The following is a 24,707-nucleotide window of genomic DNA, read 5'->3' as shown; positions in this document are numbered from 1 at the left end:
TCACTCCTTCCGCCGCCGGAATCCGACCGAGGCCCGCCCGCTTCCGCGGTGCGCCCCCTCGGCGGCCTTCACCAGCCCCAGCTCGCCCGCGAGCGCCCACAGTGCCTGCTTGACCGTGCTCCTGCTGTCCAGCTCGTGCAGCCGCCCCGCGTCCACCACCCCCTGCAGCTCCTTGAAGTTGGCGGGGACGGCGGTACGGGCCAGAGCGGTCCCGGTGATGCGCTGGACCAGCGCCGGCTGGATCTCCGTGCTGCGTGAGTGCCGGTTGACGACCACCGTGGTCTCCTCGGCCTTGCGGATCTGCAGCCGGTCCCACATCCGTACGGTCCGTTTGGCCGCGCGTACGGAGACCACGTCCGGGGTGGTCACCAGCAGCGCGGTGTCGGCCATCTCCACCGCCGCCGCACCCGCACCGCTCAACTGGGCTCCGCAGTCCACCACGACCACCTCGTAGCGGGAACGCAGCGCGCTGATGATCTGGCGGGCGGCGCGGTCGGTGACCTCCTCGCCGCGTTCGCCCTCGGCGGGGGCGAGGAGCAGGGCGAGCCCGGTGTCGTGGCGGAAGACGGCGTCGGCGAGGACGCGGGGCGAGATGTCGGTGATGGCGGCGAGGTCGACCACGGACCGGCGGAACTGGATGTCCAGGTAGGAGGCGATGTCCCCGGTCTGCAGGTCCAGGTCGACGAGGACCGTCGCCCGCCCGGAGGCCTGCGCGGCGAGGGCCAGCTGGATGGCCGTGAGTGTCGCTCCCACGCCGCCTTTGGCGCCGCTGACCGTGACGGCCGTACCGCCGGCTCCGCCGAAGACGTCCACGCTGTGGCCGAGGTGGCGGCGTACCCCCGTCGACCACTGGGCGACGACGTGGACACGGCTGGCGAGTTCCTCGTACGACAGCGGGAGCGCGACCAGGCCGCGGGCGCCGGAGTCCATCGCGGCGGAGAACAGGCCGGGGCTGGTGTCGGTGGTGACGAGGATGACGCCGACCGCGGGGAAGCGGAGCGCGACCTCGCGGATCAGCTCCAGGGCCGGGACCGGGCCGATCCGCTCATGGACGACCACGACCTCGGGCAGTTCGTCCACGGACTCGGCGGCGAGCCGGGCGAGGGTGTCCACCAGTTGGGTGGAGTCGGTCACCGGTGGCTGTGGTTCGGCGTCGGGGAGCTGGCTGAGCAGGGTGGTGAGGGAGCGGACGGCATCCGGGTCCGCGCCGGCCGGGAGGATCCTGGTGGGCATGCGGGCGGCCTCTCACTTGTCCGTCGCGAGTTCGTAGGTGCGGTCCTTGTCCGGGACGCTGGTCTCGCTGCCGGGGGCCACCAGCGCGAGCCGGACACGCTGGGCGAAGGACTCGGCGTAGGTGAGGCGCTGGGCGTCGAGGGTGGACAGCGCGAAGGTGATGGGGACGGCCTCGGTGGGCTGCTGCTGGTTCTTGCTGCTGTCGGGGTCGAGGGCGGTGATCCGGCCGACGTCGAGGACGCGCGCGTTGGTCACGACGATCTTCGACTGGTCGGGGTCGGCGTCCTTCTTCCCCTGGAACGTGGCGTAGACGTTGACCCGCGCCCCCGGGGTGATCTTCCCGGCCACGCCGGTCGCCGCGTCGATCATGATGGCCACCTCCTGCTGTCCGGGCTGGAGGGCGGGCTGGTCGACGATCATGTCGGTCTGGAGCAGTGAGCCGGCGCGCAGGGTGGTGACGGCGATCTTGCCCTGGATCTGCCGCAGATCCGTCACCGCGTTGCCGGACAGCCAGCGCTTGGGCATCCTGGTCTGCTCGAACTGACCGGCGTCCAGGGCGGTGTACGGCTTCACGTCGGACCGGACCCGATAGGCCGTGACCTCGGGCCCGACCTTGGAATTCACGTCGTGGACGACGGAGAGCACGCCGGCGAACGCGCCGAGAGCGCACAGGACCGAAAGGATCAGGAGTATCACGCCGCGGCGCTGACGGGAGTTCATGAACCGTGCAACCTCATTGGGGGAATCGGCCGAGCGGGGTATGGACGTGCTGGGCTGGTCAGGCGGGCGTGCGCTGTTCCAGGGCGCGGGGTGCGGCGGGTTCACGGGCGGGCGGGTTGGCGGAGCAGAAGACGCAGCGGTCGCCGATCACGGCCAGGCCGCACCAGTGGCAGCCGGCTTGTCGTACCGATGTGACGAGTTGATACAGAACGGACAGATCGGCGAGGTAGCTGCAGAACTCGGTGATCCGGGCCGTCCCCCACCAGGCGGCGGACTCGGCGGGCAGCGGAGCCTCGCGCAGCCCGTGCACGCTCCACTGCCCGGCCAGCCCGGCCACCCAGTCGCCCTGCGTCTGCTGTCCCTTGGCGACGAGCATCCAGGTGTTGAAATCGGGCCCCTTGAGGGTGACGCCGGGCCCGACCTTGACGAGCTGCGGCTCCGGATGGGCGAGCACGGCGAACTGACTGCCCGGCATCCAGGACTTGGCGTGCGCCTTCAGGCCGACCGGGACGCGGTCCAGCTTGGCGACGGAGCCGAGGACGGCCCCGGCGTGGATGTAGTGGGTGAGCAGCCGCCCGGCGGAGGCGAGCACACCCGGGCTCAGATCGCAGGAGGCGAGCTGGCGCAACTGGCGGGCGAGCACGGCGACGCCCAGCGGCGGCAGTTCGGGCCGGAAGAGGGCGATGCGGTCGCTCTCCAGCAGCGAGCGCAGGGTGTGCAGGCGCCGTACGACGGGCTCCGGAGTGGCGGCCGAGCAGACGACGACGACATAGCCGTACTGCTCGGTCAGGGTGTGCAGTTCGGTGAGCGCCTGCTCCAGCGGCCGCTGGTCGATGCCGCTGAGCACGACGGCGGGCATGGTCCGTTCGTCCTGCGCCGGCAGCGCCATGTCGGCACTGGTCACGGCAATGGCAGTTGGCACGCGCAGCTCCCCGCTCTTCACACCCGCCGGCCCACGGGGGTAACTCCCGTGCGCCAGGACGACTTCACTGCGTGACTATGTGAGCACTGTATCCACGGCCGTATGGCCGGAGAACAGCGTTGGTGAAGCTCGCGTGGAACTCTCCGGTCACAACTCCCGCCAAATCCGGACAGCTTGAGCGGGCGCCCGGAAACAGTTTTGGCCTGAACCTCTTGACACCCGGATTGGTCTGGACCAACTTGTAGCCCAACGGTGGCCACCGCTTCTCTCCCCTCCCTCCCCACGGCTGCCTCGCGCGCCGAATTCTTCGACTCCCCCACCGGAGGCCCCCTGTGGACCATGCACCAGGCATACCCAGACCCCGCGGACGCCGAATCACCCTCTGGTCCGCGGCCACCGCGCTGGCCCTCTCCGTAGCAGGCCTCGCCACCGCCCCGGCCTCCGCGGCGGACGTCAACAACGTCAGGAACGCGGGCTTCGAGTCGGGCCTGACCAACTGGACCTGTACGGCCGGGAGCGGTACGACGGTCTCCTCCCCGGTACACACCGGGTCGGCCGCGCTGAAGGCGACGCCGGCCGGCCAGGACGACGCCCAGTGCACCCAGACGGTCGCGGTCAAGCCCGGCTCGACGTACACGCTGAGCGCATGGGTGCAGGGCGGCTACTCCTACCTGGGCGTGACGGGCACGGGCACGACGGACGTGTCCACGTGGACGCCGGACACATCCGCCTGGAAGCAGCTGTCCACGACCTTCACCACCGGCGCGTCGACGACATCGGTCACGGTCTACACCCACGGCTGGTACGGCCAGGCGTCCTACTACGCCGACGACGTCTCGGTCCACGGCCCCGACGGCGGCGGAGGCGGCGACCCGGCCCCGACGGTCCCGGCGGCTCCGGCCGGTCTTTCGGTCTCGTCCACGACCTCCTCGTCGGTGTCGTTGTCCTGGGCCGGTGTTTCGGGCGCGACGGGCTACAACGTCTACCGGGACGGCGCGAAGGCGACAGCGGTGACGGGAACGTCGGCGACGCTGACGGGCCTGACGCCCTCGACCTCCTACTCCTTCCAGGTGACGGCGACGAACGCGGCGGGCGAGTCGGCGAAGTCGGCGTCGGTGACGGCCACGACGGCCTCCGGCGGCAGTGGCGGTGGCGGCTCCGTGCCCAGGCACGCGGTGACCGGCTACTGGCAGAACTTCAACAACGGCGCGAAGGTCCAGAAGCTGTCGGACGTCCCGTCGTCGTACGACATCATCGCGGTGGCCTTCGCGGACGCGACCTCGACGCCGGGTGCCGTGACCTTCAACCTGGACACGTCCGGCCTGGGCGGCTACACGGTCGACCAGTTCAAGGCGGACATCAAGGCCAAGCAGGCGGCCGGCAAGAAGGTCATCGTCTCGATCGGCGGCCAGAACGGCACGGTCTCGGTGAGCGACTCGGCATCGGCGACGAACTTCGCGAACTCGGTCCACTCGCTGATGCAGACGTACGGCTTCGACGGCGTGGACATCGACCTGGAGAACGGCCTCAACGCGACCTACATGACCCAGGCACTGCGCGCGCTGGCGTCGAAGGCGGGCTCGTCCCTGGTCATCACGATGGCACCGCAGACGATCGACATGCAGTCGACATCGAACGCGTACTTCCAGACGGCCCTGAACATCAAGGACATCCTCACGGTCGTCAACATGCAGTACTACAACAGCGGTTCGATGCTGGGCTGCGACGGCAAGGTCTACAGCCAGGGCTCGGTCGACTTCCTCACCGCCCTGGCCTGCATCCAGCTGCAGGGCGGCCTCGCCCCGTCCCAGGTGGGCCTGGGTCTCCCGGCCTCCACGAGCGCGGCAGGCAGCGGATATGTGTCCCCGACGGTGGTGGACAACGCCCTGGACTGCCTGACGGCCGGCACCCACTGCGGCACCTTCAAGCCGTCCAGGACCTACCCCGACCTGCGCGGCGCGATGACCTGGTCGACCAACTGGGACGCGTCGGCCGGGAACGCGTGGTCGAGTGCGGTGGGGGCACATGTGCACGCGCTGCCGTGACGTGAGTTCCGCTCGGCGACGGCGCCCGGACCTCTGCGGTCCGGGCGTTGCCGTTACGCACGGGACGACGTCCGGCCGCGAACGACGAGTACCGGCAGGTGGGCTAGATTCGTGGCCGTCTTCGCACGTCCGCACCCACTGAGGAACTGCCCGTGTCCCCCATGCCGCCCCCGAACGCCTCGTACACCCCGGCGCAGATACGACGCAATCGCCTGATCCTCCTCGGTCTGGTCCTTGCCGTCGCGGGCATGGTGGTGTTCTGGGCTCTGGGCCCGTACGACACGAAGGACCAGTCCGCGACGCTCAAGGCCGGTGACTGCTTCCAGAACATCGGGACGGACAAGGATGCGAAGGCCAAGAAGCTCGACTGCACCGACCCGCACGCCGACTACAAGGTCCTGAAGATGAACGAGGACGCCGTCGTCGACACCCTGGCATGCTCCGACGTCCCGGGCACGACCGGCTCGCTCACCCAGTCGGGCGCCGGGAAATGGTTCGTCGTCTGCTTCAAGGAGAACGACGAGAAGGGCAAGAAATAGCGGGGCGGAGGCGCCGCCCGCGCGACCGGACCGATCCCGTTGCCTGATCGACTGTGCGGAGCGGGTGCGTAGGATCGCCGGCATGGCATTGCGACCGGTTCAGGTGAACATCAAGGCTCTTGACGCCCTGGCGGTCGGCCGGTTCTGGGCGGAGGCGCTCGGCTGGAGTGCCTACAGCCCCGGTGTGACCACCTACGTCGGACCCGCGGGCGGCCCCGTCTGGCCGGACCCGGTCGCTGTCTGCATCGACGTCGTTCCCGTCCCGGAACCCAAGACCACGACGAAGAACCGGGTGCACCTCGATCTCGCGACCACCTCCGCGGCCCATCAGGCGGAGCTGGTCGCGCGCCTCGTGGCTCTCGGTGCGACGCCCGCCCAGGTGGGCCAGGGCGACGTGCCGTGGACGGTCCTCGCCGACCCGGAGGGCAACGAGTTCTGCGTGCTGGAGCCTCGGGAGATCTACCGCGACACCGGGCCGATCGCCGCAGTGGTGGTCGACTGCGTGGATCCGCGGGCCATGGCCCGGTTCTGGGGTGAGGCGATGGACTGGGCCGTGCACGAGGTGACCGACGACCATGCGGCGTTGCGCTCCGCCAAGGGCGTAGGCCCGTATCTGGAATTCCTCCGCACACCCGACGTGAAGACTGTGCCGGACCGCGTCCATCTTGACCTGCTGCCGTACCCCGGTGACGACAGAGCAGCGGAGGTGGCCCGGCTGCGGGCTCTCGGCGCCACCGACCTCGACGTCGGCCAGGGCGACGTGCCATGGACGTGTCTGACCGACCCGGAGGGCCACGAGTTCTGCGTCTGCGCCCTCCCCTGACCGGGGAACGGGTACGTGGACACCTCGGAGCAGGCGTACTCAGGCGTTCTCGGGGCCGGACGTGGCGGCCCACTCGACGAACTGGACGATCACGCCGTTGGGGTCGGTGACCTGGAAGAGGCGTTCGCCCCAGGGCTCCTCGCGCAGCGGCATGGTGATCTCGACACCCTCGGCGCGCAGCCGCTTCTCCTCGTTCTCGATCCCGGTGCCGGTGAACGCGACGATCAGGCCGGAAGCGTGCTGGTCACGCTGGTCGGCCGGCAGAACCTCGATGCCGCGCGCGAGCAGGACGATGTCCACCGCCGCGTCGTCGCGTGACAGGGAGGCGAATCCCTCGGCGGCGGCCTGCTCGACGTAGCCGAGGTGGGTGGTGAAGAACCGCTGGGACGCAGCGACGTCGTCGACGGTGAGCGAGACGGTGGACGCGGTGATCTGCAAGAGACGTTCCCCTCATCGATGCGCGGAGCCTGTCGCCGCTGGTGGGCGAGGCGGTCGGACGTGATCGTCGGTGGGGCGGTGCGGGTCAGTAGCCGGCGCGGCGCGGCAGGCTGCGGACGGGCGGGGTGATGCGCCGGGCGCGGGCGGCTGCCATGCGGGCGAGCTGCTGCCCGTCCCGGCGACGCGGCGCGGGGATCGGCGCCGCGGGGGCGGAGGCGGGGGCGACGACCGCGGTGTGAAGCTCACGCATGGGCACTCCTCTTCATTCCTTCGACATAAAGTTGCGACGGACGTAAAGTTAGCCGAACCAGAGCGCGGGTGTCAACATAAAAATGCTACGAGGGTAAGATTCGCCTCATGGCTACCGACATCACATCGCCCGCGCAGCCCGCCGGCCTGCGGGAATCCAAAAAGCAGGAGACCCGGCAGCTCATCTCCGACCACGCCACCCGCCTGTTCATCGCCCAGGGCTTCGAGCAGACCACCATCGCCGAGATCGCCGCCGCCGCACGGGTCGCCAAGAAGACGGTGACCAACTACTTCGCACGCAAGGAGGATCTGGCCCTGGACCACCAGGACGCGTTCATCGCCTCCCTGGCGCAGACGGTGACCGCACGGCGGTCCGGCGAGTCCGCGCTGGCGGCGCTGCGTCGCGCCTTCATGGACGCCGCTGCGGCCGCGGATCCGGTCTCCGGGTTCTCCGGCCCTGCCTTCGCCCGCATGATCGCCGACAGCCCCACCCTCACCGCCTGCCTGCGCGGCCTGCACGACCAGCGTGAAAGCGCCTTGGCCCAAGCGCTCGCCGCGGCCACCGGCGCACCGCCAAACGACATCACCGTCCGGACCGCCGCAGGACTGCTCGGCACGGTCCACCGCATCCTGTTCCAGCGCATCCAGGACCTCACCCTGACCGGACACCCCAACGACGAGATCGCCGAAACCGTCACCGCGGAGGCGGCCAGCGCCTTCGGCATGCTCGAAGCGGCCCTCGGTCACTACGCCGTCGCATAGCAGCGTCAGACATGCGGGGTGTCCGGGGCGGCGGCCTCCAGATCGGCGATGCTGCCCGACATGATCGTCCGCACATGGTCGGTGATGTGCTCCGCGGGCCAGTCCCACCAGGCCACCGCAAGCAGCCGAGCGACGTCCTCTTCGCTGTACCGGGTACGGATGAGCCGTGCCGGGTTACCGCCGACGATCCCGTAATCGGGTACGTCCGTGGTGACCACGGCGCCGGAGCCGATGATCGCGCCGTGTCCGATCCGCACGCCGGGCATCACGGTCGTACCGTGGCCGAACCAGACATCGTGGCCGACGACGGTGTCCCCTCGGCTGGGCAGGTCGGTGAGCAGGTCGAAGTGTTCCGACCAGGAGCCGCCCATGGTCGGGAAGGGAAAGGTCGAGGGGCCGTCCATGCGGTGGTTGGCGCCGTTCATGATGAACCGCACTCCCGTACCCAGCGCGCAGAACTTGCCGATGATCAGCTTCTCCGGCCCGTAGTGGTAGAGCACATTGCGCGTCTCGAACGCGGTCGGGTCGTCCGGGTCGTCGTAATAGGAATACTCCCCGACCTCGATCAGCGGGGACTTCAGCAGCGGCCTGAGCAGTACCACCCGCGGCTGCTCGGGCATCGGATGGAGGACGGTCGGGTCGGCAGGTACAGGCATGGGAAGCGATTCCTCATCGGTTGCGGTCGCGTCCGGTTCATGATCGCCGCAGCTCGCCGCCCCTGGACACCCGTTTACCACCTGCCTCGCCGCGCGCCTGCCACCCGTCGGCGCCTTCACCGGTGCACGGGATGATCCGTGAGCGGCCGGCCGGTACGCCGTCCGTGCCCGACGGCGCCGCGACCGGTGCCTCGGCCGGCGTGACCGGCCGGCCGCGCAGGACGTGGCGGAGCAGGGCGAGGCCGGCCAGGAGGGCGACCAGACCGCACACTCCGTTCCAGCCGAAGGCGGAGTACGCGCGCACGCCCAGCCACGATCCTGCGCTGCCACCGAGGAACGCGCAGGTCATGTACGCCGTGTTCAGGCGTGCGCGGGCCTCGGGGCGCAGCGCGTCGGTGACCTACACCGCCGCCGATCCGGTACGCGCCGTCCTCACCCACATCGCCCGCGACGCGCTCGACCTCCGCCGCACTGGGGCGGGTACGTGCCTGCGCCGGACCGCACTGCGCCGCCTGGTTCCTCGACACCTCCCGGCCGGGGAACCGCCGTTGGTGCTCGATGGGAGCGTGCGGCAACCAGGCCAAGAAGAGCGCCTGGCGCACCAAGCACGCGGCCGGGATGACGGGCTGACGGAATACCGGCGTCTCGGCGGCCTGGTGATACGTCATGCGGCGGGCTGGGCGCTGACGCCTCGGATCACGCGCGCCGGGCGCGTGCCCGCGCCCCGGCCGCGCTCCCTGACGCCGCCTCAGCCGGCGGAGTCCTGCTCGAAGTACGCGTCGAGTACCGCGTCCAGCTGCTCGTCCCACTCCTTGAAGCGGGTTCTGGCCGTCGCCTCGATCTCGATCGGGTACCAGCGGCGGTCCGGGGTGTGGACCGTGATCGTGAAGCGCTTGCCGAAGCGGGGGTACTCCGTCTCGACCGCGGCGATCTCGTCCCAGCGGAACTCGCAGGACTCCTCGTCCAGGCGGAGGCGGACGCCCTTGCGGTCGGCCACGATCTTCGCGCGGCGGTCGGACGCCTCGAAGACCGGACCACCGGCCGTGGTCTCGTCGGCCGCCTGGGCGTCCTCGCCGTCCCCGGCCTTCTCACCGTCCCCGGCGTCCTCGGCGTCCCCGGCCTTCTCCAGCTGAGCCGGCGCTTCCCGGTCCTGCGGCTCCGGCTCCGCCGACGACTGGGCCGGCTCGGCGTCCACAGGCTCATCGGACCTGGCCGGGGCCGGGGCCGTGATTCCGGGGATGAACGCCGGGTCGAAACCGGCGCCCGTGACGGGCTCTGCCTTCAACGGCTCGCCCTTGGACGGCTTGCTGCTCGCTCCTATGCGCTGCTCCACGGCGGCAGTATGGACGACTTCCCTGTGCCGGAACCAGTCAGCCCGCTCATCCCCGGGTTCACTCACGTCACACTCACACAAACACACTCACCGTCGCCGCCACCGCGAACCCCACCACCGACAGCACCGATTCCAGGACCGTCCATGTGCGCAGCGTGTCCCGTTCGCTGATGCCGAAGTACTTGGCCACCATCCAGAAGCCACCGTCGTTGACGTGCGAGGCGAAGATCGAGCCTGCGGAAATGGCCATGATGACCAGGGCCGCGAAAGCCTGGGAGTGGTGGCCCGCCGAGAGCAGGGGCGCCACGATGCCCGCCGTCGTCACGATCGCGACCGTCGCCGACCCCTGGGCCACCCGCAGCACCAGGGAGATCAGATACGCCAGCACGATCACCGGCAGACCCACGCCGTGGAAGGTGTCCGACAGCGCCTGCGCCACCCCGCTCGCCTTCAGTACGGCGCCGAAGACCCCGCCCGCGCCGACCACCAGCAGGATGTTGCCGACCGGCTTGAGCGAGGAAGTCGACACCGTCTCCAGGGACTTGCGGGACCAGCCCCGGCGGATGCCCAGGAGGTGGTAGGCGAGGAGGAGGGCCAGGGTCAGGGCCACGAACGGGTTGCCGAAGAACTCCACGACCGAGCGGGCCGGGGACGGGTCCAGGGCGATCGAGGAGAAGGTGGCCGCGAGGATGAGGATCAGGGGTGTGCCGATGATGGCCAGGACCGTGGCCGGCGGTACCGGCTTCTCGCCCGCCTCCACGCCCTGGGCACGCTGCTCGGCCACGACCGCCCGCTTCGCCTCCTGAGCCGCCTCGGCCATGTCCTGCGGTACGGCGACGAAGATCCGTTCTCCGATCCAGGCGGAGAACGCCCAGGCGGCCAGTACGGCCGGGATGCCGCACACGATGCCCATGAGGATGATCCAGCCGAGCTGGACGTGCAGCAGGCCCGCGGCGGCGACCGGGCCGGGGTGCGGCGGCAGGAAGGCGTGGGTCATGGACAGGCCGGCGAGCAACGGGAGGCAGTAGAGGAGGATCGACCTGCCGCCGCGTTTCGCCGCCGCGTAGACGAGCGGCGCCAGGACGAAGATGCCCACGTCGAAGAAGACCGGGATGCCGAAGATCAGGCCGGTCAGGCCCATGGCGAGGGGGGCGCGCCGCTCGCCGAACAGACCGAGGAGGCGGGAGGCCAGCACTTCGGCTCCGCCGCTGACCTCCAGGATCGCGCCGAGCATCGTGCCGAGGCCGATGATGATCGCGACATGGCCGAGGATGCCGCCCATGCCGGACTCGATGGTCGAGACGGCGTCGGAACGCTGGACGGTGCCGAAGAGTTCGGTGACCGAGAGGCCGGCCGACAGGCCCACGGCTGTCGAGACGGCGAGGAGCGCCACGAAGGGCTGGAGCCGGACCTTGATGATCAGGAAGAGGAGGAGGGTTATGCCCAGGGCGGCGACGGTGAGGAGGCCGGGGGTGCCGTCGAGGAGGAGCAGCAGGCCTCCGGTGTGGGGTGGTGGCGCAGCGGGAGCGGTGGGGGCGGTTGTGGCGGGCAGGGTGAGCGGGAAGGACATACGGGGGTCCTCTTCGTAAATGCATCGTGCTTTCCGGCAGGGGGCATCGCGGTGCGGCGGACCGGGGTCGGGGGCCGCCGTACCGTCGACGGACGTGCGGGAGGTGAGGGATCGTCAGCGGCTCAGCCGAGTACGGCGAGAGCGTCGATCTCGATGAGGAGGCCGGCCGGGAGACCGACGTAGACCGTCGTCCGGGCGGCGGGCGGCTGGGTGAGGCCCTGCTCCTCGAAGTAGGTGTTGTAGATGTCGTTCATCTCGGCGAAGTGGTCCACGTCCGTCAGGTAGACGCGGATCATCATCACGTCGTCCCAGCTCGCGCCGCCCTCTTCGAGGATCGCCCTGACGTTGGCGAGGGTCTGGAGGGTCTGCTCGCGCAAGGAGGGACCAGCCGGCGTCGGGGGCTTGCCGTCCTCGGCGGGCAGGAAGCCGACCTGGCCTGCGACCTGGAGGATGTTCCCCTTCCGCACGCCGTGGGAGAACTTGGCGGGCGGGGTGGTGTGGGTCTTCGGGGTGAGGGCGATCTTGTCCGTCATACAGGGTCCTTGTCGGTCATGGGGCGTCCTTTTCGGTCATGAGGGGTCCTTCGTGGGGTCCGACACGGGCGTTCTTCCGGAGTACTCGCCGCTGATCGCGTCCGCGGTACGGCGGACCTGCGGGAGCAGGGTGAGGAGTTCCTCGGCGGTGACGACCACGTTCGGCGCGGACACCGACATGGCGGCGACCACCCGGCCGTCGGCGCCGCGGATCGGGGCGGCGACACAGTTGATGGACTCCTCGTGGCCACCGAGGTCGGTGGCCCAGCCCTGCTCGCGCACCGTGGCCAGTTCCTTGAGGAAGGCAGCGGCGTTCGGGGTCGAACGGGCCGTGTAGAGGGGGTAGTCGAGCTTGTCCGCGAGGGCGCGGCGCTCGGGCTCGGGGAGGTCGGCGAGGAGGAGTTTCGCGACGGCCGCGACCGTGATGGCGACGGGCTTGCCGATCCGCGAGTACATGCGGACGGGGTAGCGGCTGTCCACCTTGTCGATGTAGAGGACCTCGCCCTCCTCGTAGACGGCGAGGTGCACGGTGTGACCGCAGTTCTCGTTCAGCCGTACGAGGTGGGGGTGGGCGATCTCGCGGATGTCGAGGTTCTCCATCGCCTCCTGGGCGAGGGCGAAGAGGCGGGCGCCGAGGCGGTAGCGCTGGTCGGACTGACGGTAGACCAGGCCGTGCTCGTGCAGGGTGCGCAGGAGGCGCAGGGCCGTGGATTTGTGCACGCCGAGGCGGTCGGCGACCTGGCCGAGGTCGGCGGGGCCCTCTGCGAGCAGGGGCAGGATGCTCAGGGCGCGGTCGACGGTCTGGCTCATGGGGTGTTCGCCTCCTCCTCGTGCCACTCGGCCTGCGTCCAGCCGGGGGCGAGTCGAAGTCTCCCCCATGCGGTGTCGTCCAGGGCGCTCAGGCGGTCGGCGTGGTCGCGGGCGGGCGGGGTGGCCAGGTCGGCGGGGGTGGTGAGGGTCGCGGCGGCGAAGAGGTGGCCGAGCCGGAGGCGGGTGGCGAGGGGGAGGTTGCGGAGGGTGCCGTGCAGGAAACCCGCGGCGAAGGCGTCTCCGGCGCCGGTGGTCGCCACGACGTCCACGGTCGGGGCGGGTTCGAAGGTGGCCCGCGGTGGGGTGGCGGTCGTGCGGGTGGGTTGTGCGGCGACCGGCGCGGCACCCCTGACGTCCGCGCCCGAACGACCCGGCTGCTCGCCACACGCCTCCGCCCCCACGCCCCGGTCGCCCCCGGGCCGGTCACGTTCGAATGCCGTCGCCCCTCTCCGACCCTGCTTCACCACCAGCACCCCCGGCTCCGGCAGTGCTCTTCTGATCGCTTCGGGGCCGCCCGTGACGCCCCAGGCATGCTCCGCCTCGTCCTCGCCGACGAAGACGATGTCGGCGCGCCGGGCCAGGTCGAGCAGGACCAGCGGTGCCTCGGGGGTGGGCCACAGGGCCGGGCGGTGGTTGACGTCGAAGGAGAGGAGGGGGCGGCCCGGGTGGTGTGCGGTCAGGGTGTGCATCAGGGCGCGGCAGTCCTCCGACAGCGCAGCCGTGATGCCGGACAGGTGCAGGACTCGGCCGGCCCGCACCACCGCCAGGTCCACGTCGGCCACGGACATCGCGGACGCCGCCGAACCCGCCCGGTAGTAGGCGACCTCGTGGGCGCCCGTGCCCCGGTCGCCGGCCGTGCGGAAGTACACGCCGGTGGGGCGGGCCGGGTCGCGTTCCACGGAGGAGACGTCGACGCCGTACCCGGCGATGCGCTCCACCAGATGGTCACCGAAGCCGTCCGCGCCCACCCGGCCGACCCAGCGGGCGGTGTGGCCGGCGGCGGCCAGCACGCAGGCCACGTTGGACTCGGCACCGCCGATCGCGCGGTCGAAGGAGGGCACGTCCGCGAGGCGGCCCGGCCGGCCGGGCAGGAAGGTGACCATGGACTCGCCGAGCGCCACGACGTCCACGGTCTCCACAAGACCCGCGTGGTCGTGTGGAACGGGCGAGACGTAAGTAGCGTCGTTGATGATGACTCCTGTCCGATGACCGGGTAGCGGCTCCGTTGACCCGGTGTCGGCGAGATGCTAGACACCAGTTAGCAACACATGCAATGACCGTTGCAGAGAATGCAACGACTCAGAGAGGGGCTCCATGAGCACCGAAGCGCTCGCCCGGCTGGCCGAGGAACGCGTCGACCACCGCTTCAAGGGCCTCCCGCCGGACGCCGCCGGACACACCGTCGGCGAGCTGGCCGCCCAGCGCCGCAACCTCTTCACGGGCGGCTTCCCCACCCCCGTCCTCGTCCTGTCCGCCGAGCGGCTCGCGCACAACCTGGCGCTCATGCAGACGTACACCGCCCGGCACGGCCTCGCCTTCGCCCCGCACGGCAAGACCTCCATGGCCCCGCAGCTCTTCCACCGCCAGATCGAGCACGGCGCCTGGGGCATCACCCTCGCGATGCCCCATCAGGTCCGCGTCGCCCGGGAGTTCGGCATCCAGCGGGTCTTTCTCGCCAATGAGCTGGTGGACGCCCCGGCGCTGCGCTGGATCGCCGCGGAACTCGCCGCCGACCCCGGCTTCCGGTTCGTCTGCTACGTCGACTCGGTGCGCGGCGTCGAGCTGATGGACACCGCCCTGCGCGGCAGCGGCGCCACCCGCCCCGTGGACGTCGTGGTCGAGCTGGGTGCGGGCGACGGGGCCCGGACCGGGGTGCGCACGGAGGCGGAGGCGCAGGCCGTCGCCGCCGCGGTGGCCCGGACCGAGACGCTGCGGCTCGTGGGCGTGGCGGGATACGAGGGCGAGGTTCCGCGCGCGGACCCGGAGCGCGTGCGGTCGTATCTGCGGCGGCTGGTGGCGCTCGCCGTCGAGCTCGACAAGGGCGGACGGTTCGGGAAGGCCGAGGAGATCATCGTCAGCGCGGGCGGCAGCGCCTGGTTCGACGCGGTGTCCGAGGTCTTCGCCGAGCTCCCCGAGCTGTCGGCGCCCGTGCTGAAGCTGCTGCGCTCGGGGGCGTACGTCTCGCACGACGACGGGCACTACCGCAGGCTCACCCCGTTCACCCGGGTGCCCGAGGAGGGCGCGCTGGAGCCCGCCTTCCGGCTGTGGGCGCAGGTCGTCTCCCGGCCCGCCCCCGAGCAGGCCTTCGCCAACGCGGGCAAGCGCGACGCCGCCCACGACCTGGACCTGCCCACCGCGCAGGTGGTACGCCGGAACGGTGTCGAGCGACCGGCCACCGGCATCACCGTGACCGGCCTGTCCGACCAGCACGCCTGGCTGCGCACGGAACCGGGCGCGGACGTCGAGGTCGGCGACTGGATCGGCCTGGGCCTGTCCCACCCGTGCACGTCGTTCGACAAGTGGCAGCTGATCCCGGTGGCCGAGGCGGACGGGACGGTCGTCGACTACGTCCGCACCTTCTTCTAGGAACCGGCCAAAGGGAGGCGTGACATGGAGGACCTGGTCATCCGGGACGCCGACGTCGTGGACGGCAGCGGCGACGCGTCGTACCGGGCCGATGTGGTGATCGACGGCGGCCGGATCGTGTCGATCGTCAAGGAGGCCGCCGCGGCCGGCTGCCAGCGCCCGCGCGCCGTGCGGGAGCTGGACGCGGAGGGCCTGGTCCTCTCCCCCGGCTTCATCGACATGCACGCCCACTCCGACCTCGCCCTGCTGCGCGACCCCGACCACAGCGCGAAGGCGGCGCAGGGGGTCACGCTGGAGGTCATCGGCCAGGACGGGCTGTCGTACGCGCCGGTGGACGACCGCACCCTGGAGGAGGTGCGCCGGGTGATCACCGGGTGGAACGGGTACGGCGACGACATCGGCTTCGACTGGCGGTCGGTCGGCGAGTACCTGGACCGGCTCGACCAGGGCATCGCCGTCAACGCGGCCTACCTCGTCCCCCAGGGCACCGTCCGCGCCCTCGTCGTCGGCTGGGAGGACCGCGCGGCCACCCCCGAAGAGCTGGACCGGATGCGGCAGTTGGTCGCGCAGGGGATGGAGCAGGGCGCGGTCGGGCTGTCGTCCGGGCTCACGTACACGCCCGGCATGTACGCCTCCGACGCCGAACTGACCGGATTGTGCCGGGTGGTGGCGTCGTACGGCGGCTACTACTGCCCGCACCACCGCTCCTACGGCGCCGGCGCGCTGGAGGCGTACGCCGAGATGATCGCCCTCGCGCGGGAGGCCGGCTGTCCGCTGCACCTGGCCCACGCCACGATGAACTTCGGTGTGAACGAGGGCCGGGCGCCGGAGCTGCTGGCCCTGCTGGACCGAGCACTGGACGCGGGCGCGGACATCACCCTCGACACCTATCCCTACACGCCCGGCTGCACCACCCTGGCCGCGCTGCTGCCGAGCTGGGCGAGCGAGGGCGGCCCGGAGGAGGTCCTGGCGCGCCTCACCGACCCGGCGACGGCCGCACGGATCCGGCACGACCTGGAGGTGACCGGCTCGGACGGCTGCCACGGCGTACCCGTGGACTGGGAGACGATCGAGATCTCCGGAGTCACCCACGGGGTCACCGATCCCGCGCTCGGCACCCTCGTGGGCCGTACCGTCCGGGAGGCTGCGGCGCTGCACGGCGAGCCCCCCTGGGAGACGGCCCGCCGCCTGCTGATCGAGGACCGGCTCGGTACGGCCGTCCTCCAGCACGTCGGCCACGAGGAGAACGTCCGCGCGATCATGCGGCACCGCACGCACACGGGCGGCTCCGACGGCATCCTGCGGGGTGACAAGCCTCATCCGCGCGCCTACGGCACCTTCCCGCGCTATCTCGGCCACTACGTGCGGGAGTTGGGGATCCTCTCGCTGGAGGAGTGCGTCGCCCACCTCACGTCCCGGCCCGCGGCCCGGCTGCGGCTGCCGGACCGGGGGCTGGTGCGCGAGGGATACCGGGCCGATCTGGTGCTGTTCGACCCGGAGACGGTGGCGTCCGGCGCGACCTTCGCCGAGCCCCGCACGCTTCCCACGGGGATCCCGCACGTCCTCGTCGACGGCCGGTTCGTCATCGAGGACGGGAAGCGGACGGACGTGCTCGCGGGCCGGTCCGTCCGCCGCACCCCGGTGTGAGGGCCCTTACGGCTTGGGCAGGGTGCAGCCGGCCGCGCTGAGGTCGAGCTTGTTGCCGGTGGTGAAGCAGGCCGGGATGGTGTACGTCTCCTCGGCGTAGTTGATGCCCTGTCGGACGGTGACGTTGCCGCTCTCGTCGACCTCGCAGGGGTTGTTCTCGGTGCAGCGCTCGCCGTCCTCGTTGCCGGTGTTGTTGACCGCGACGACCTTGCCGGTGGCGGTGTCGATCACCGGGGAGCCCGAGGTGCCGCCGATGGTGTTGCAGGAGGAGGTGTAACGGACCGAGTCCTTCCAGGTCCAGTCGCCCTCCTTCAGCCGGTACACGAACCCGTCGATGCTGCAGCTGTAGGTGCGCTTCCAGTAGCCGGAGACCACCTTGATGGCGGTGCCGGCGGTCGGGTGCGTGTCCTGGAGGGTGAGCGGGGAGATGCCGTAGGAGTTCTTGATCGCCGCGTACGTGGTGGTGGTGCGGTAGATCGTGACGTCCGTGTCCGTCATGGTCGAGTAGACGACCTGGTTGGCACGGAGGGTGGCGACCTTGCTGCCGCTTGCGTTGAGCAGGCCGAAGCTGCGACTGGAGGACTGACCGGTGATGACCTCGCCGGGCTCGGGGAAGCCGGTCTCCAGGCAGTGGCCGTTGGTGAGCACGAGCGCCGGGTCGGTGTCCGCGGAGTTGGGGAAGCGGATGACGGAGCCGGAGCAGTTGCTGAGCGCGACGGTGCCGGCGAAGTTGACGGTCACCTTGGGCTTGACGACGGTGTGCGGTGCGGCGACCGCGGGGGCGGCGCCCAGTCCGATCAGGGCCACGGAGGAGAGTGCGGCAAGGAGAGGCTTGTTCATGTGGGGGTCCCCTCTGACGACTTGGGCGACCGGATGTCTTCCGGCCGCCCTTCATTTGTCATGCGCATTCTCAATGCCCGGGAGGGGTGCGAACAAGGAGCCGCGTCAGGTCATAGGGGTTTCCCTCGGCCTCCCGCTCCGGGCAACTCGGCTATTTCCGGGGCGGTTTGGCGACAACAGCCCCGAACAGGGCGAGACCCTTGATGACGACACGCGGGGCGCCCGGCCTGCCGGGCTTGCGGGCGCCGCGCCTGCGGAACACTCCGAACAGCCCGAGGCCCCTGACCTCGACGTCGATGTCGTCCGGGACGACGATCCCGGTGCCTCCCCACAGGGCGACGGCCCGGATCACGGTCTCCTGGGCGGCGAAGCGGGCCTCGGTCAGATCGAGCCGGCCGCCGCCCCACATGGACCAGGCGGTGAACCTGGACGGAACGACCCACTCGCCGTCGCGGTGGAAACCGCCGAACATGCCCAGCGCGAAACGGGAGGTGGGCGGCCGGTCCACCACCAGGCAGTCCCTGGGCCCCGGTTCCGGCAGGCCGCGCGTCGCGACCGCCAGCTCACCGAGCGTCCGGGCGCTGTGGACCCGGCCCAGGCGGTCGTCCAACTCACCCAGCGGCAGGCGGCCGTCGGCTGCGGCGGCCCGCACCCGCTCGACGGCACGCTCGCGGTCCTCCTCGGAGGCAAGCGTGTCAGGAGCCGACGGCGACTGCTCCGCGGGAGAGGGGTGCTCGGTCATGCGGCAACTCTCGCACGACCGGCACGCCGTACCGCCCGGCGGCAGGCCGAGTGTCCCGGCGGGAAACAGAGTTGGCGCGAAAATGACCTCGGGCGGTCAGCGGGGGCGTTTGGTGGTGCCGTGACCGTGCCCCCGGCCGGCGGGGAAGGCCGACGTGGAGTCGGCCGGGCCGGCCGTCGTCGTGGTGGGTGTGGGCGTGGGAGTGGGGGCGGGTGGAGCGGAGGTCACGGCGGTCGGGGCGCTGTCCGGGGCGCCGGTCGACCGGGACGCCTGGACGGCCGGGGAGGCCGTCGAGCCGGGCGGCGCGGCCGAGGGGGAGCCGGCGACGGCCGTCGAGGCGGTCGCGGCCGGGGAGCCGTGGTCCGTGCGGGGGCTCGCGGAGGCCGAGTCACCGACGGCGACCCGCCCGCCGCCGGCCGGCCGGGACCCGTCCGGGGCCGCGGAATCGGAGCCGCCCGCCACCGCGGCGATCACCGCGACCGCACCGGCCACGCCCAGCACCCCGGCGACGGCCGCCACCCGCCGCCGGCCGCCCGTGCGCCGCCCGGCGCGCCGCCGCGCGGCCCGCCCCGCACCCGGCCGTACCGCCTCGTACGGCTCGTACGGCTCGACCGGCTCATGGGGGGCGTAGGACTCGTAGGGCTCGTCGGGCCCGTACGGCTCGGGCAGCGAAGGCAGCTCGCGCGTCTGGTCGTAGGCACTCTGCCAGCCGTGTGCGGCGGCCGGGTCGGCGTACTCCTCGTACGCCGGCGCCGGAGCCTGCCGGAGGTACACGCTCGGCGGCGCCGGAGGCGACGGCTGGTGCTCCCGTTCGGTGGACATGACAGCGGATTGTAGGGACGCAAGTGACTGCTGAGACAGCCTTCGGCGATATCCGGGCAAACCTCTCCGTCTCACGTGTCGGAAAACACGACCCAGGAGGCATTACCGGGCCGTAAGCTCACGACATGCAGGTGATCCAGTCGACCAAGCTCGCCAACGTCTGTTACGAGATCCGGGGCCCGGTTCTCGAAGAGGCCATGCGGCTGGAGGCGGCGGGGCACCGCATTCTCAAGCTCAACACCGGCAACCCGGCCGCCTTCGGCTTCGAGTGCCCGCCGGAGATCCTGGAGGACATCCTCCGCAATGTCTCCAGCGCGCACGGCTACGGCGACGCCAAGGGCCTGCTGGCCGCCCGCCGCGCGGTCGTCATGCACAACCAGACCCTCGGCATCGAGACGGACGTCGAGCACGTCTTCATCGGCAACGGAGTCTCCGAGCTGATCGTGATGGCCATGCAGGGGCTTCTCGACGACGGCGACGAGGTCCTCGTACCGGCCCCGGACTACCCCTTGTGGACGGCGGCCGTCTCCCTCTCCGGCGGTACGGCGGTGCACTACCGCTGCGACGAACAGTCCGACTGGATGCCGGACCTCGCCGACGTCGAACGCAAGGTCACCGACCGCACCAAGGCGATCGTGATCATCAACCCGAACAATCCGACGGGGGCCGTGTACGACGAGGCGATGCTCAGGGGGCTCACCGACATCGCCCGCCGGCACAACCTGCTGGTGTGCTCCGACGAGATCTACGACAAGATCCTCTACGACGGCGCCACCCACACCCCGACCGCCAAGGTCGCCCCCGACCTGCTCACCCTCACCTTCAACGGCATGTCGAAGGCGTACCGGGTGGCCGGCTACCGGGTCGGCTGGATGGCGGTCTCCGGCCCGCGCGCCCACGCCGACTCCTACATCGAGGGCCTGACGATCCTGGCGAACATGCGCCTGTGCGCGAACATGCCGGGACAGCACGGGGTGGTCGCCGCGCTCAGCGGACGCCAGTCGATCAACGACCTGGTGCTGCCGGGCGGCCGGCTGAAGGAGCAGGTGGACACCGCCTACGAGCTGCTGACGCAGATTCCCGGCGTGAGCTGTGTGCGACCCAAGGGCGCGCTGTATCTCTTCCCGCGCCTCGACCCCCAGGTCTTCAAGATCAAGGACGACCGGCGGATGGTCCTGGACCTGCTGCGCCAGGAGAAGATCATGGTCGTCCAGGGCACGGGCTTCAACTGGCCGGAGCCGGACCACTTCCGTGTGGTCACCCTGCCGACGGTCGGCGATCTCCGGGACGCGATCACCCGGATCGGGAACTTCCTGGACGGATACAGCCAGCCTTAGCGGACGGACGCAGCCGGCCGTAGCCGACGGACTCCATTCCGTGACACGACTCAACTTTAGACGAAATCCAAGCTAGGATGGCTTCCTGTCAGAGCACAGGAGGCCATCACTCATGTACGAACCGATCCGCACCAAGTCGGTGCACAGCACGATGGCCGGCACCCCCTCCGACTTCCCCCACCGGTCGCGCGAGGAGGAGCTGGACATCCAGCTCGCCGGACACCTCGCCGCGCTGCTCGCCGTGACCGACGAACTGCGGGCACTGACTCCGTCGGCCGATCTGGAGACCGCCGCGGAGCGGCTCGCCGACCAGGTGGCCCGGCTGCGGGGCGGACGCAGCCCGCTGCGCGCGGCGCCGTCCGCGTCCGGCGACGCCATGGCGCTGCACCAGCGCGCGCACGCCCTCGCCGGCCGCGCGCTCGTGGTCGCCGCCTCGCGCGCCGACACGGCGGCGGCGATCCTCGCCGCCGAGCGGATGGACGCGCACACCGACGCACTGTCGGAGCCGAAGGAACTGAGCACCACCGCCTGACCCCGCAGGGTCCCCCGATCGGCCCCGGTCCGCGTGCACCCGCAGCGACGCGCGGACCGGGCGCCACACACCGCGTCGGCTTGGTCAAAGGGTGAGCAGCCGGACGAGCAAAGCCGTCACCGTGCCCACCGTGAACACCGCCCCCAGCACGGTGAACAGCAGGTCGACCGCCCTCATGTCCCAGCCCTCGACCGCAAACCGGTGCGGGGCCTGCGGGTCGTATCGGACCACGACGTACGACCCCACACGGAAGTTGTGGGCGACGACTCCGCGTCCGAACCTGGAGGAGTACTCGCACGTGCGCCCGTCCTGTGCCGTCCAGGCCACGACCAGGTGGTAGAACGTGGCGCCCTCGTCGTCCCGCCTGACATCGTGGCGGACGACCCGGGCCTCGGCGGTGACACCCACGCGGCGAAGCGTGCCGGCGAGGCGGAGGCCGTACAGGCCGAAGCCGAGGGAGAGCACGCCGATCGTCAGAGGGATGAGAGAGAAGAGCCATTCGCGTTCCACGTGTTACGCGACGCGTGCGCCCGGCTGTCGGTTGCGACGGAGGGGGCGGCAGTGGCCCCGCTCGGGCGGGGCTCTGCACGGCACCGATGAAGCCGGGGCCCCGCACGCCTTTGTGCGGGGCCCCGGTGGGTGGTCACCACGGCCGGCCGTGACGATCGCTGGTCAGGGCATCCGGACCGGCCGTGGAGTCTTCAGCGGGCGGTTCAGCCCAGGCGCTCCACCAGCGCGCGGTACTGGTCCCACAGCTCCTTCGGGGTGTGGTCGCCGAAGGTGTTGAGGTGCTCGGGGACCAGGGCGGCCTCCTCGCGCCAGACCTCCTTGTCGACCGTGAGCAGGAAGTCCATGTCCGACTCGGACAGTTCGAGGCCCTTGGTGTCCAGCGCGCCCTTGGCCGGCAGCACGCCGATCGGGGTCTCGACGCCCTCGGCCTTGCCGTCCAGCCGCTCCACGATCCACTTCAGGACACGGGAGTTCTCGCCGAAGCCCGGCCAGACGAACTTGCCCTCGTCGTTCTTGCGGAACCAGTTGACGTAGTAGATCTTCGGCAGCTTGGACTGGTCCTTGCCCTTGGCGACGTCGACCCAGTGGCCCATGTAGTCGCCCATGTTGTAGCCGCAGAACGGCAGCATCGCGAACGGGTCGCGGCGCAGCTCGCCGACCTTGCCCTCGGCGGCGGCGGTCTTCTCGGAGGCCACGTTGGCACCGAGGAAGACACCGTGGTTCCAGTCGAAGGACTCCGTCACCAGCGGCACCGCGCTGGCACGCCGGCCGCCGAAGAGGATCGCCGAGATCGGCACGCCCTTGGGGTCCTCCCACTCCGGCGCGATGATCGGGCACTGGGACGCGGGAACCGTGAAGCGGGCGTTGGGGTGGGCGGCCGGGGTCTCGGACGCCGGCGTCCAGTCGTTGCCCTTCCAGTCGGTGAGGTGGGCCGGGGGCTCCTCGGTCATGCCCTCCCACCACACGTCACCGTCGTCGGTGAGCGCGACGTTGGTGAAGACCGCGTTGCCCCACAGCGTCTTCATCGCGTTGGCGTTGGTGTGCTCACCGGTGCCGGGCGCGACACCGAAGAAGCCGGCCTCGGGGTTGATCGCGTACAGGCGGCCGTCCTCGCCGAAGCGCATCCAGGCGATGTCGTCGCCGATGGTCTCCACGGTCCAGCCGGAGATCGTGGGCTCCAGCATGGCGAGGTTGGTCTTGCCGCAGGCGCTCGGGAAGGCGGCGGCGACGTACTTGGCCTCGCCCTGCGGCGGGGTGAGCTTGAGGATCAGCATGTGCTCGGCCAGCCAGCCCTCGTCACGCGCCATGACGGAGGCGATGCGCAGGGCGTAGCACTTCTTGCCGAGCAGGGCGTTGCCGCCGTAGCCGGAGCCGTAGGACCAGATCTCGCGGTCCTCGGGGAAGTGGGAGATGTACTTCGTGGAGTTGCACGGCCACGGAACGTCGTCCTGGCCCTCCTCCAGCGGGGCGCCGAGGGAGTGGACGGCCTTGACGAAGAAGCCGCTGTCACCGAGCTCGTCCAGGACGGCCTGGCCCATGCGCGTCATCGTGCGCATGGAGACGGCGACGTAGGCGGAGTCGGTGATCTCCACGCCGATCGCGGACAGCGGCGAGCCCAGCGGACCCATGCAGAACGGGACGACGTACATGGTGCGGCCCCGCATGGAGCCGCGGAACAGGCCCTTCTCACCGCTGAAGATCTCCCGCATCTCGGCGGGCGCCTTCCAGTGGTTGGTCGGGCCGGCGTCCTCCTCCTTCTCGGAGCAGATGAAGGTCCGGTCCTCGACGCGGGCGACGTCGGTCGGGTCGGAAGCGGCGTAGTAGGAGTTCGGGCGCTTGATCGGGTCGAGCCTCTTGAAGGTGCCCTTGGCCACCAGCTCTGCACACAGCCGGTCGTACTCGGCCTCGGAGCCGTCACACCAGACCACGCTGTCCGGCTGCGTCAGTTCGGCGATCTCGTCGACCCACGAGATCAGTTCCTGGTGATGGGTGGGAACGCTGGAAGCCGAGTTGTCGCGCGCCACGGTTGCTCCTAAGTGAGGGATTTTGTCCTTGTGGCCCCGTGGGGGCTGCGACCCGGACGCTTCTGTGCTGCTCATCCGGTGCCGACTGCACTCATTTGATCGTATCCGACACGAGTGCCCATATGTCCAGGGGACCTCACAGGTGAGCACGTGAGGAAGGCCACGGTTTCCAGCGCCGTTTACGTTTCCTTTACGTCCAGGTTTGCGTCACCTGAAGGTCTTTTTGCGTTCGATCGACCAAGAGCCTCACTGATTCCCGACTTACGGCGCCGTAGGTACCATGCCCCGCATGACTGCGTCCGCTCCCGACGCGCCCACGGAGACGCCGGCCAGCGGCCGCGGCCCCGTAGCGCTCTCCTTGCCGCATCCGGTCAAGCCCAGGCTCCGCGGCTGGCTGCACCTCGGCATGTTTCCGGCCGTGCTCATCGCGGGCCTCGTCCTCACCGCCCTCGCCGACTCCACCAGAGGCCGTATCGCCTGCGGGATCTACGTCCTGACGGCCTGTCTGCTCTTCGGCATCAGCGCGCTGTACCACCGGGGAAACTGGAGCCCCCGGATGGACGGCGTCCTGCGCCGCCTGGACCACGCCAACATCTTCCTGATCATCGCGGGCACCTACACTCCGCTGACCCTGCTGCTCCTTCCCGGCGGGAAGGGCCAGTGGCTGCTGTGGGGCATCTGGGCCGCCGCCGCGGCCGGCATCGTCTTCCGGGTCTTCTGGGTCGGCGCCCCGCGCTGGCTCTACACGCCCTGCTACATCGCGATGGGCTGGGCGGCCGTCTTCTTCCTGCCCGACTTCCTGCGCACCGGCGGCATCGCGGTGCTGGTCCTGGTGGTCGTCGGCGGCCTGCTCTACAGCGCCGGCGGCGTGATCTACGGCATCAAGCGGCCGAACCCGTCGCCGCGCTGGTTCGGCTTCCACGAGGTCTTCCACTCCCTCACGCTGGCCGCCTTCGTGGTCCACTACGTCGGCATCTCGCTGGTGGCGTACCAGCACGCGTAACCCGCAACCCATCCCTTCCCGGCCACGGCTC

Annotated in this window: 27 protein-coding genes; 10 read left to right on the top strand and 17 right to left on the bottom strand. The window is 70.6% G+C overall.

The window, feature by feature from the left end:
* From ACIGXP_RS04965 to ACIGXP_RS04955, 3 genes are read right to left on the bottom strand one after another with little or no spacing between them, the layout of a single operon-like run.
* Complete coding sequence (locus ACIGXP_RS04965) at positions 1–1,233, bottom strand: CpaE family protein (protein WP_399764097.1); 1,233 nt, start codon at positions 1,231–1,233, stop codon at positions 1–3.
* A 12-nt stretch (positions 1,234–1,245) separates the two neighbouring features.
* On the bottom strand, positions 1,246–1,953 hold the full coding sequence (gene cpaB / locus ACIGXP_RS04960; protein ID WP_363217454.1) for a Flp pilus assembly protein CpaB: 708 nt from the start codon (positions 1,951–1,953) through the stop codon (positions 1,246–1,248).
* 58 nt (positions 1,954–2,011) lie between these two features.
* The gene (locus ACIGXP_RS04955; protein ID WP_399764093.1) at positions 2,012–2,896 is read right to left on the bottom strand and encodes a hypothetical protein; all 885 of its coding nucleotides are present in this window, start codon (positions 2,894–2,896) and stop codon (positions 2,012–2,014) included.
* Positions 2,897–3,207: 311 nt separating this feature from the next.
* Between ACIGXP_RS04955 and ACIGXP_RS04950 the strand changes: the two genes are divergently transcribed.
* The 3 genes from ACIGXP_RS04950 to ACIGXP_RS04940 all read left to right on the top strand — a co-directional run bounded on the left by ACIGXP_RS04950 (position 3,208) and on the right by ACIGXP_RS04940 (position 6,282).
* Entirely contained in the window at positions 3,208–4,920 is a 1,713-nt protein-coding gene (locus ACIGXP_RS04950) for a chitinase (RefSeq protein ID WP_399764090.1), read from the top strand.
* A gap of 152 nt (positions 4,921–5,072) precedes the next feature.
* Positions 5,073–5,459, top strand: coding sequence for a hypothetical protein (locus tag ACIGXP_RS04945; protein ID WP_399764087.1), 387 nt, complete (start codon positions 5,073–5,075; stop codon positions 5,457–5,459).
* An 82-nt stretch (positions 5,460–5,541) separates the two neighbouring features.
* A complete protein-coding gene (locus tag ACIGXP_RS04940; RefSeq protein ID WP_399764085.1) occupies positions 5,542–6,282 on the top strand; it encodes a VOC family protein in 741 nt (246 codons plus the stop codon).
* A gap of 39 nt (positions 6,283–6,321) precedes the next feature.
* On the opposite strand, the gene ACIGXP_RS04935 is transcribed toward ACIGXP_RS04940, so the two are convergent.
* Both ACIGXP_RS04935 and ACIGXP_RS04930 read right to left on the bottom strand, forming a co-directional pair.
* Positions 6,322–6,720: a VOC family protein gene (locus tag ACIGXP_RS04935; RefSeq protein ID WP_399764082.1), complete on the bottom strand. Its 399-nt coding sequence runs from the start codon at positions 6,718–6,720 to the stop codon at positions 6,322–6,324.
* A gap of 85 nt (positions 6,721–6,805) precedes the next feature.
* Entirely contained in the window at positions 6,806–6,970 is a 165-nt protein-coding gene (locus tag ACIGXP_RS04930) for a hypothetical protein (protein WP_399764079.1), read from the bottom strand.
* A gap of 107 nt (positions 6,971–7,077) precedes the next feature.
* Between ACIGXP_RS04930 and ACIGXP_RS04925 the strand changes: the two genes are divergently transcribed.
* The gene (locus ACIGXP_RS04925; RefSeq protein ID WP_399764077.1) at positions 7,078–7,731 is read left to right on the top strand and encodes a TetR/AcrR family transcriptional regulator; all 654 of its coding nucleotides are present in this window, start codon (positions 7,078–7,080) and stop codon (positions 7,729–7,731) included.
* A gap of 5 nt (positions 7,732–7,736) precedes the next feature.
* Here ACIGXP_RS04925 and ACIGXP_RS04920 read toward each other — a convergent pair whose 3' ends face one another.
* The gene (locus tag ACIGXP_RS04920; protein ID WP_399764075.1) at positions 7,737–8,387 is read right to left on the bottom strand and encodes a CatB-related O-acetyltransferase; all 651 of its coding nucleotides are present in this window, start codon (positions 8,385–8,387) and stop codon (positions 7,737–7,739) included.
* A 37-nt stretch (positions 8,388–8,424) separates the two neighbouring features.
* Positions 8,425–8,736, bottom strand: a complete 312-nt coding sequence (locus ACIGXP_RS04915; RefSeq protein WP_399764073.1) for a hypothetical protein — start codon at positions 8,734–8,736, stop codon at positions 8,425–8,427.
* Between the two features lie 65 nt (positions 8,737–8,801).
* Here ACIGXP_RS04915 and ACIGXP_RS04910 point away from each other — a divergent pair, with 65 nt between their 5' ends.
* The gene (locus tag ACIGXP_RS04910; RefSeq protein WP_399764846.1) at positions 8,802–9,017 is read left to right on the top strand and encodes a CGNR zinc finger domain-containing protein; all 216 of its coding nucleotides are present in this window, start codon (positions 8,802–8,804) and stop codon (positions 9,015–9,017) included.
* A gap of 118 nt (positions 9,018–9,135) precedes the next feature.
* Here the strand turns inward: ACIGXP_RS04910 and ACIGXP_RS04905 are convergent, their stop codons facing one another.
* The 5 genes from ACIGXP_RS04905 to ACIGXP_RS04885 all read right to left on the bottom strand — a co-directional run bounded on the left by ACIGXP_RS04905 (position 9,136) and on the right by ACIGXP_RS04885 (position 13,763).
* Positions 9,136–9,720, bottom strand: a complete 585-nt coding sequence (locus ACIGXP_RS04905; protein WP_399764071.1) for a hypothetical protein — start codon at positions 9,718–9,720, stop codon at positions 9,136–9,138.
* 73 nt (positions 9,721–9,793) lie between these two features.
* Entirely contained in the window at positions 9,794–11,290 is a 1,497-nt protein-coding gene (locus ACIGXP_RS04900) for a GntP family permease (protein ID WP_399764068.1), read from the bottom strand.
* Between the two features lie 122 nt (positions 11,291–11,412).
* The gene (locus ACIGXP_RS04895) at positions 11,413–11,823 is read right to left on the bottom strand and encodes a RidA family protein (protein WP_363217464.1); all 411 of its coding nucleotides are present in this window, start codon (positions 11,821–11,823) and stop codon (positions 11,413–11,415) included.
* Positions 11,824–11,859: 36 nt separating this feature from the next.
* Positions 11,860–12,633 carry an IclR family transcriptional regulator gene (locus ACIGXP_RS04890; RefSeq protein ID WP_399764065.1) on the bottom strand — a complete coding sequence of 258 codons (774 nt, stop codon included), beginning with the start codon at positions 12,631–12,633 and terminating at the stop codon, positions 11,860–11,862.
* On the bottom strand, positions 12,630–13,763 hold the full coding sequence (locus ACIGXP_RS04885; protein ID WP_399764843.1) for a sugar kinase: 1,134 nt from the start codon (positions 13,761–13,763) through the stop codon (positions 12,630–12,632). Before ACIGXP_RS04885 ends, ACIGXP_RS04890 begins: the two co-directional genes overlap by 4 nt.
* 184 nt (positions 13,764–13,947) lie before the next feature.
* Here ACIGXP_RS04885 and ACIGXP_RS04880 point away from each other — a divergent pair, with 184 nt between their 5' ends.
* Both ACIGXP_RS04880 and ACIGXP_RS04875 read left to right on the top strand, forming a co-directional pair.
* The gene (locus ACIGXP_RS04880) at positions 13,948–15,219 is read left to right on the top strand and encodes an amino acid deaminase (protein ID WP_399764062.1); all 1,272 of its coding nucleotides are present in this window, start codon (positions 13,948–13,950) and stop codon (positions 15,217–15,219) included.
* Between the two features lie 24 nt (positions 15,220–15,243).
* Positions 15,244–16,866: an amidohydrolase family protein gene (locus tag ACIGXP_RS04875; protein WP_399764059.1), complete on the top strand. Its 1,623-nt coding sequence runs from the start codon at positions 15,244–15,246 to the stop codon at positions 16,864–16,866.
* A gap of 6 nt (positions 16,867–16,872) precedes the next feature.
* Here ACIGXP_RS04875 and ACIGXP_RS04870 read toward each other — a convergent pair whose 3' ends face one another.
* The 3 genes from ACIGXP_RS04870 to ACIGXP_RS04860 form a co-directional block, all read right to left on the bottom strand.
* A complete protein-coding gene (locus tag ACIGXP_RS04870) occupies positions 16,873–17,706 on the bottom strand; it encodes a serine protease (protein WP_363217468.1) in 834 nt (277 codons plus the stop codon).
* 151 nt (positions 17,707–17,857) lie between these two features.
* Positions 17,858–18,448: a DUF1707 domain-containing protein gene (locus ACIGXP_RS04865; RefSeq protein ID WP_399764055.1), complete on the bottom strand. Its 591-nt coding sequence runs from the start codon at positions 18,446–18,448 to the stop codon at positions 17,858–17,860.
* Between the two features lie 96 nt (positions 18,449–18,544).
* Positions 18,545–19,270 (bottom strand): hypothetical protein, encoded by a 726-nt coding sequence (locus ACIGXP_RS04860; protein ID WP_399764052.1) that lies wholly within the window; start codon positions 19,268–19,270, stop codon positions 18,545–18,547.
* Positions 19,271–19,395: 125 nt separating this feature from the next.
* On the opposite strand from ACIGXP_RS04860, the gene ACIGXP_RS04855 reads away from it, so the two are divergent.
* Together ACIGXP_RS04855 and ACIGXP_RS04850 are read left to right on the top strand one after the other, a co-directional pair.
* A complete protein-coding gene (locus ACIGXP_RS04855) occupies positions 19,396–20,607 on the top strand; it encodes a pyridoxal phosphate-dependent aminotransferase (RefSeq protein ID WP_363217301.1) in 1,212 nt (403 codons plus the stop codon).
* Between the two features lie 112 nt (positions 20,608–20,719).
* Complete coding sequence (locus tag ACIGXP_RS04850) at positions 20,720–21,139, top strand: hypothetical protein (protein ID WP_363217302.1); 420 nt, start codon at positions 20,720–20,722, stop codon at positions 21,137–21,139.
* 84 nt (positions 21,140–21,223) lie between these two features.
* Here ACIGXP_RS04850 and ACIGXP_RS04845 read toward each other — a convergent pair whose 3' ends face one another.
* Both ACIGXP_RS04845 and ACIGXP_RS04840 read right to left on the bottom strand, forming a co-directional pair.
* Positions 21,224–21,649, bottom strand: coding sequence for a DUF3592 domain-containing protein (locus tag ACIGXP_RS04845; protein WP_363217303.1), 426 nt, complete (start codon positions 21,647–21,649; stop codon positions 21,224–21,226).
* A gap of 203 nt (positions 21,650–21,852) precedes the next feature.
* Positions 21,853–23,673 carry a phosphoenolpyruvate carboxykinase (GTP) gene (locus tag ACIGXP_RS04840; RefSeq protein ID WP_399764048.1) on the bottom strand — a complete coding sequence of 607 codons (1,821 nt, stop codon included), beginning with the start codon at positions 23,671–23,673 and terminating at the stop codon, positions 21,853–21,855.
* Between the two features lie 289 nt (positions 23,674–23,962).
* On the opposite strand from ACIGXP_RS04840, the gene ACIGXP_RS04835 reads away from it, so the two are divergent.
* Positions 23,963–24,676, top strand: coding sequence for a hemolysin III family protein (locus ACIGXP_RS04835; RefSeq protein WP_399764045.1), 714 nt, complete (start codon positions 23,963–23,965; stop codon positions 24,674–24,676).
* Positions 24,677–24,707 lie beyond the last annotated feature (31 nt).

This window comes from Streptomyces sp. NPDC053069, from assembly GCF_044546895.1.
Classification (GTDB): domain Bacteria; phylum Actinomycetota; class Actinomycetes; order Streptomycetales; family Streptomycetaceae; genus Streptomyces.
The sequence above is the reverse complement of the archived record's forward strand: the minus strand, read 5'-3'. Positions and strand labels throughout refer to the sequence as shown.

Coding starts and splice junctions, on each gene's coding strand:
- ACIGXP_RS04860 (WP_399764052.1), bottom strand. CDS start 19,270: ATGTCCACCGAACGGGAGCACCAGCCGTCGCCTCCGGCGCCGCCGAGC.
- ACIGXP_RS04880 (WP_399764062.1), top strand. CDS start 13,948: ATGAGCACCGAAGCGCTCGCCCGGCTGGCCGAGGAACGCGTCGACCAC.
- ACIGXP_RS04940 (WP_399764085.1), top strand. CDS start 5,542: ATGGCATTGCGACCGGTTCAGGTGAACATCAAGGCTCTTGACGCCCTG.
- ACIGXP_RS04895 (WP_363217464.1), bottom strand. CDS start 11,823: ATGACGGACAAGATCGCCCTCACCCCGAAGACCCACACCACCCCGCCC.
- ACIGXP_RS04850 (WP_363217302.1), top strand. CDS start 20,720: ATGTACGAACCGATCCGCACCAAGTCGGTGCACAGCACGATGGCCGGC.
- ACIGXP_RS04920 (WP_399764075.1), bottom strand. CDS start 8,387: ATGCCTGTACCTGCCGACCCGACCGTCCTCCATCCGATGCCCGAGCAG.
- ACIGXP_RS04900 (WP_399764068.1), bottom strand. CDS start 11,290: ATGTCCTTCCCGCTCACCCTGCCCGCCACAACCGCCCCCACCGCTCCC.
- ACIGXP_RS04890 (WP_399764065.1), bottom strand. CDS start 12,633: ATGAGCCAGACCGTCGACCGCGCCCTGAGCATCCTGCCCCTGCTCGCA.
- ACIGXP_RS04855 (WP_363217301.1), top strand. CDS start 19,396: ATGCAGGTGATCCAGTCGACCAAGCTCGCCAACGTCTGTTACGAGATC.
- ACIGXP_RS04965 (WP_399764097.1), bottom strand. CDS start 1,233: ATGCCCACCAGGATCCTCCCGGCCGGCGCGGACCCGGATGCCGTCCGC.
- cpaB (WP_363217454.1), bottom strand. CDS start 1,953: ATGAACTCCCGTCAGCGCCGCGGCGTGATACTCCTGATCCTTTCGGTC.
- ACIGXP_RS04870 (WP_363217468.1), bottom strand. CDS start 17,706: ATGAACAAGCCTCTCCTTGCCGCACTCTCCTCCGTGGCCCTGATCGGA.
- ACIGXP_RS04865 (WP_399764055.1), bottom strand. CDS start 18,448: ATGACCGAGCACCCCTCTCCCGCGGAGCAGTCGCCGTCGGCTCCTGAC.
- ACIGXP_RS04875 (WP_399764059.1), top strand. CDS start 15,244: ATGGAGGACCTGGTCATCCGGGACGCCGACGTCGTGGACGGCAGCGGC.
- ACIGXP_RS04915 (WP_399764073.1), bottom strand. CDS start 8,736: ATGACCTGCGCGTTCCTCGGTGGCAGCGCAGGATCGTGGCTGGGCGTG.
- ACIGXP_RS04925 (WP_399764077.1), top strand. CDS start 7,078: ATGGCTACCGACATCACATCGCCCGCGCAGCCCGCCGGCCTGCGGGAA.
- ACIGXP_RS04835 (WP_399764045.1), top strand. CDS start 23,963: ATGACTGCGTCCGCTCCCGACGCGCCCACGGAGACGCCGGCCAGCGGC.
- ACIGXP_RS04930 (WP_399764079.1), bottom strand. CDS start 6,970: ATGCGTGAGCTTCACACCGCGGTCGTCGCCCCCGCCTCCGCCCCCGCG.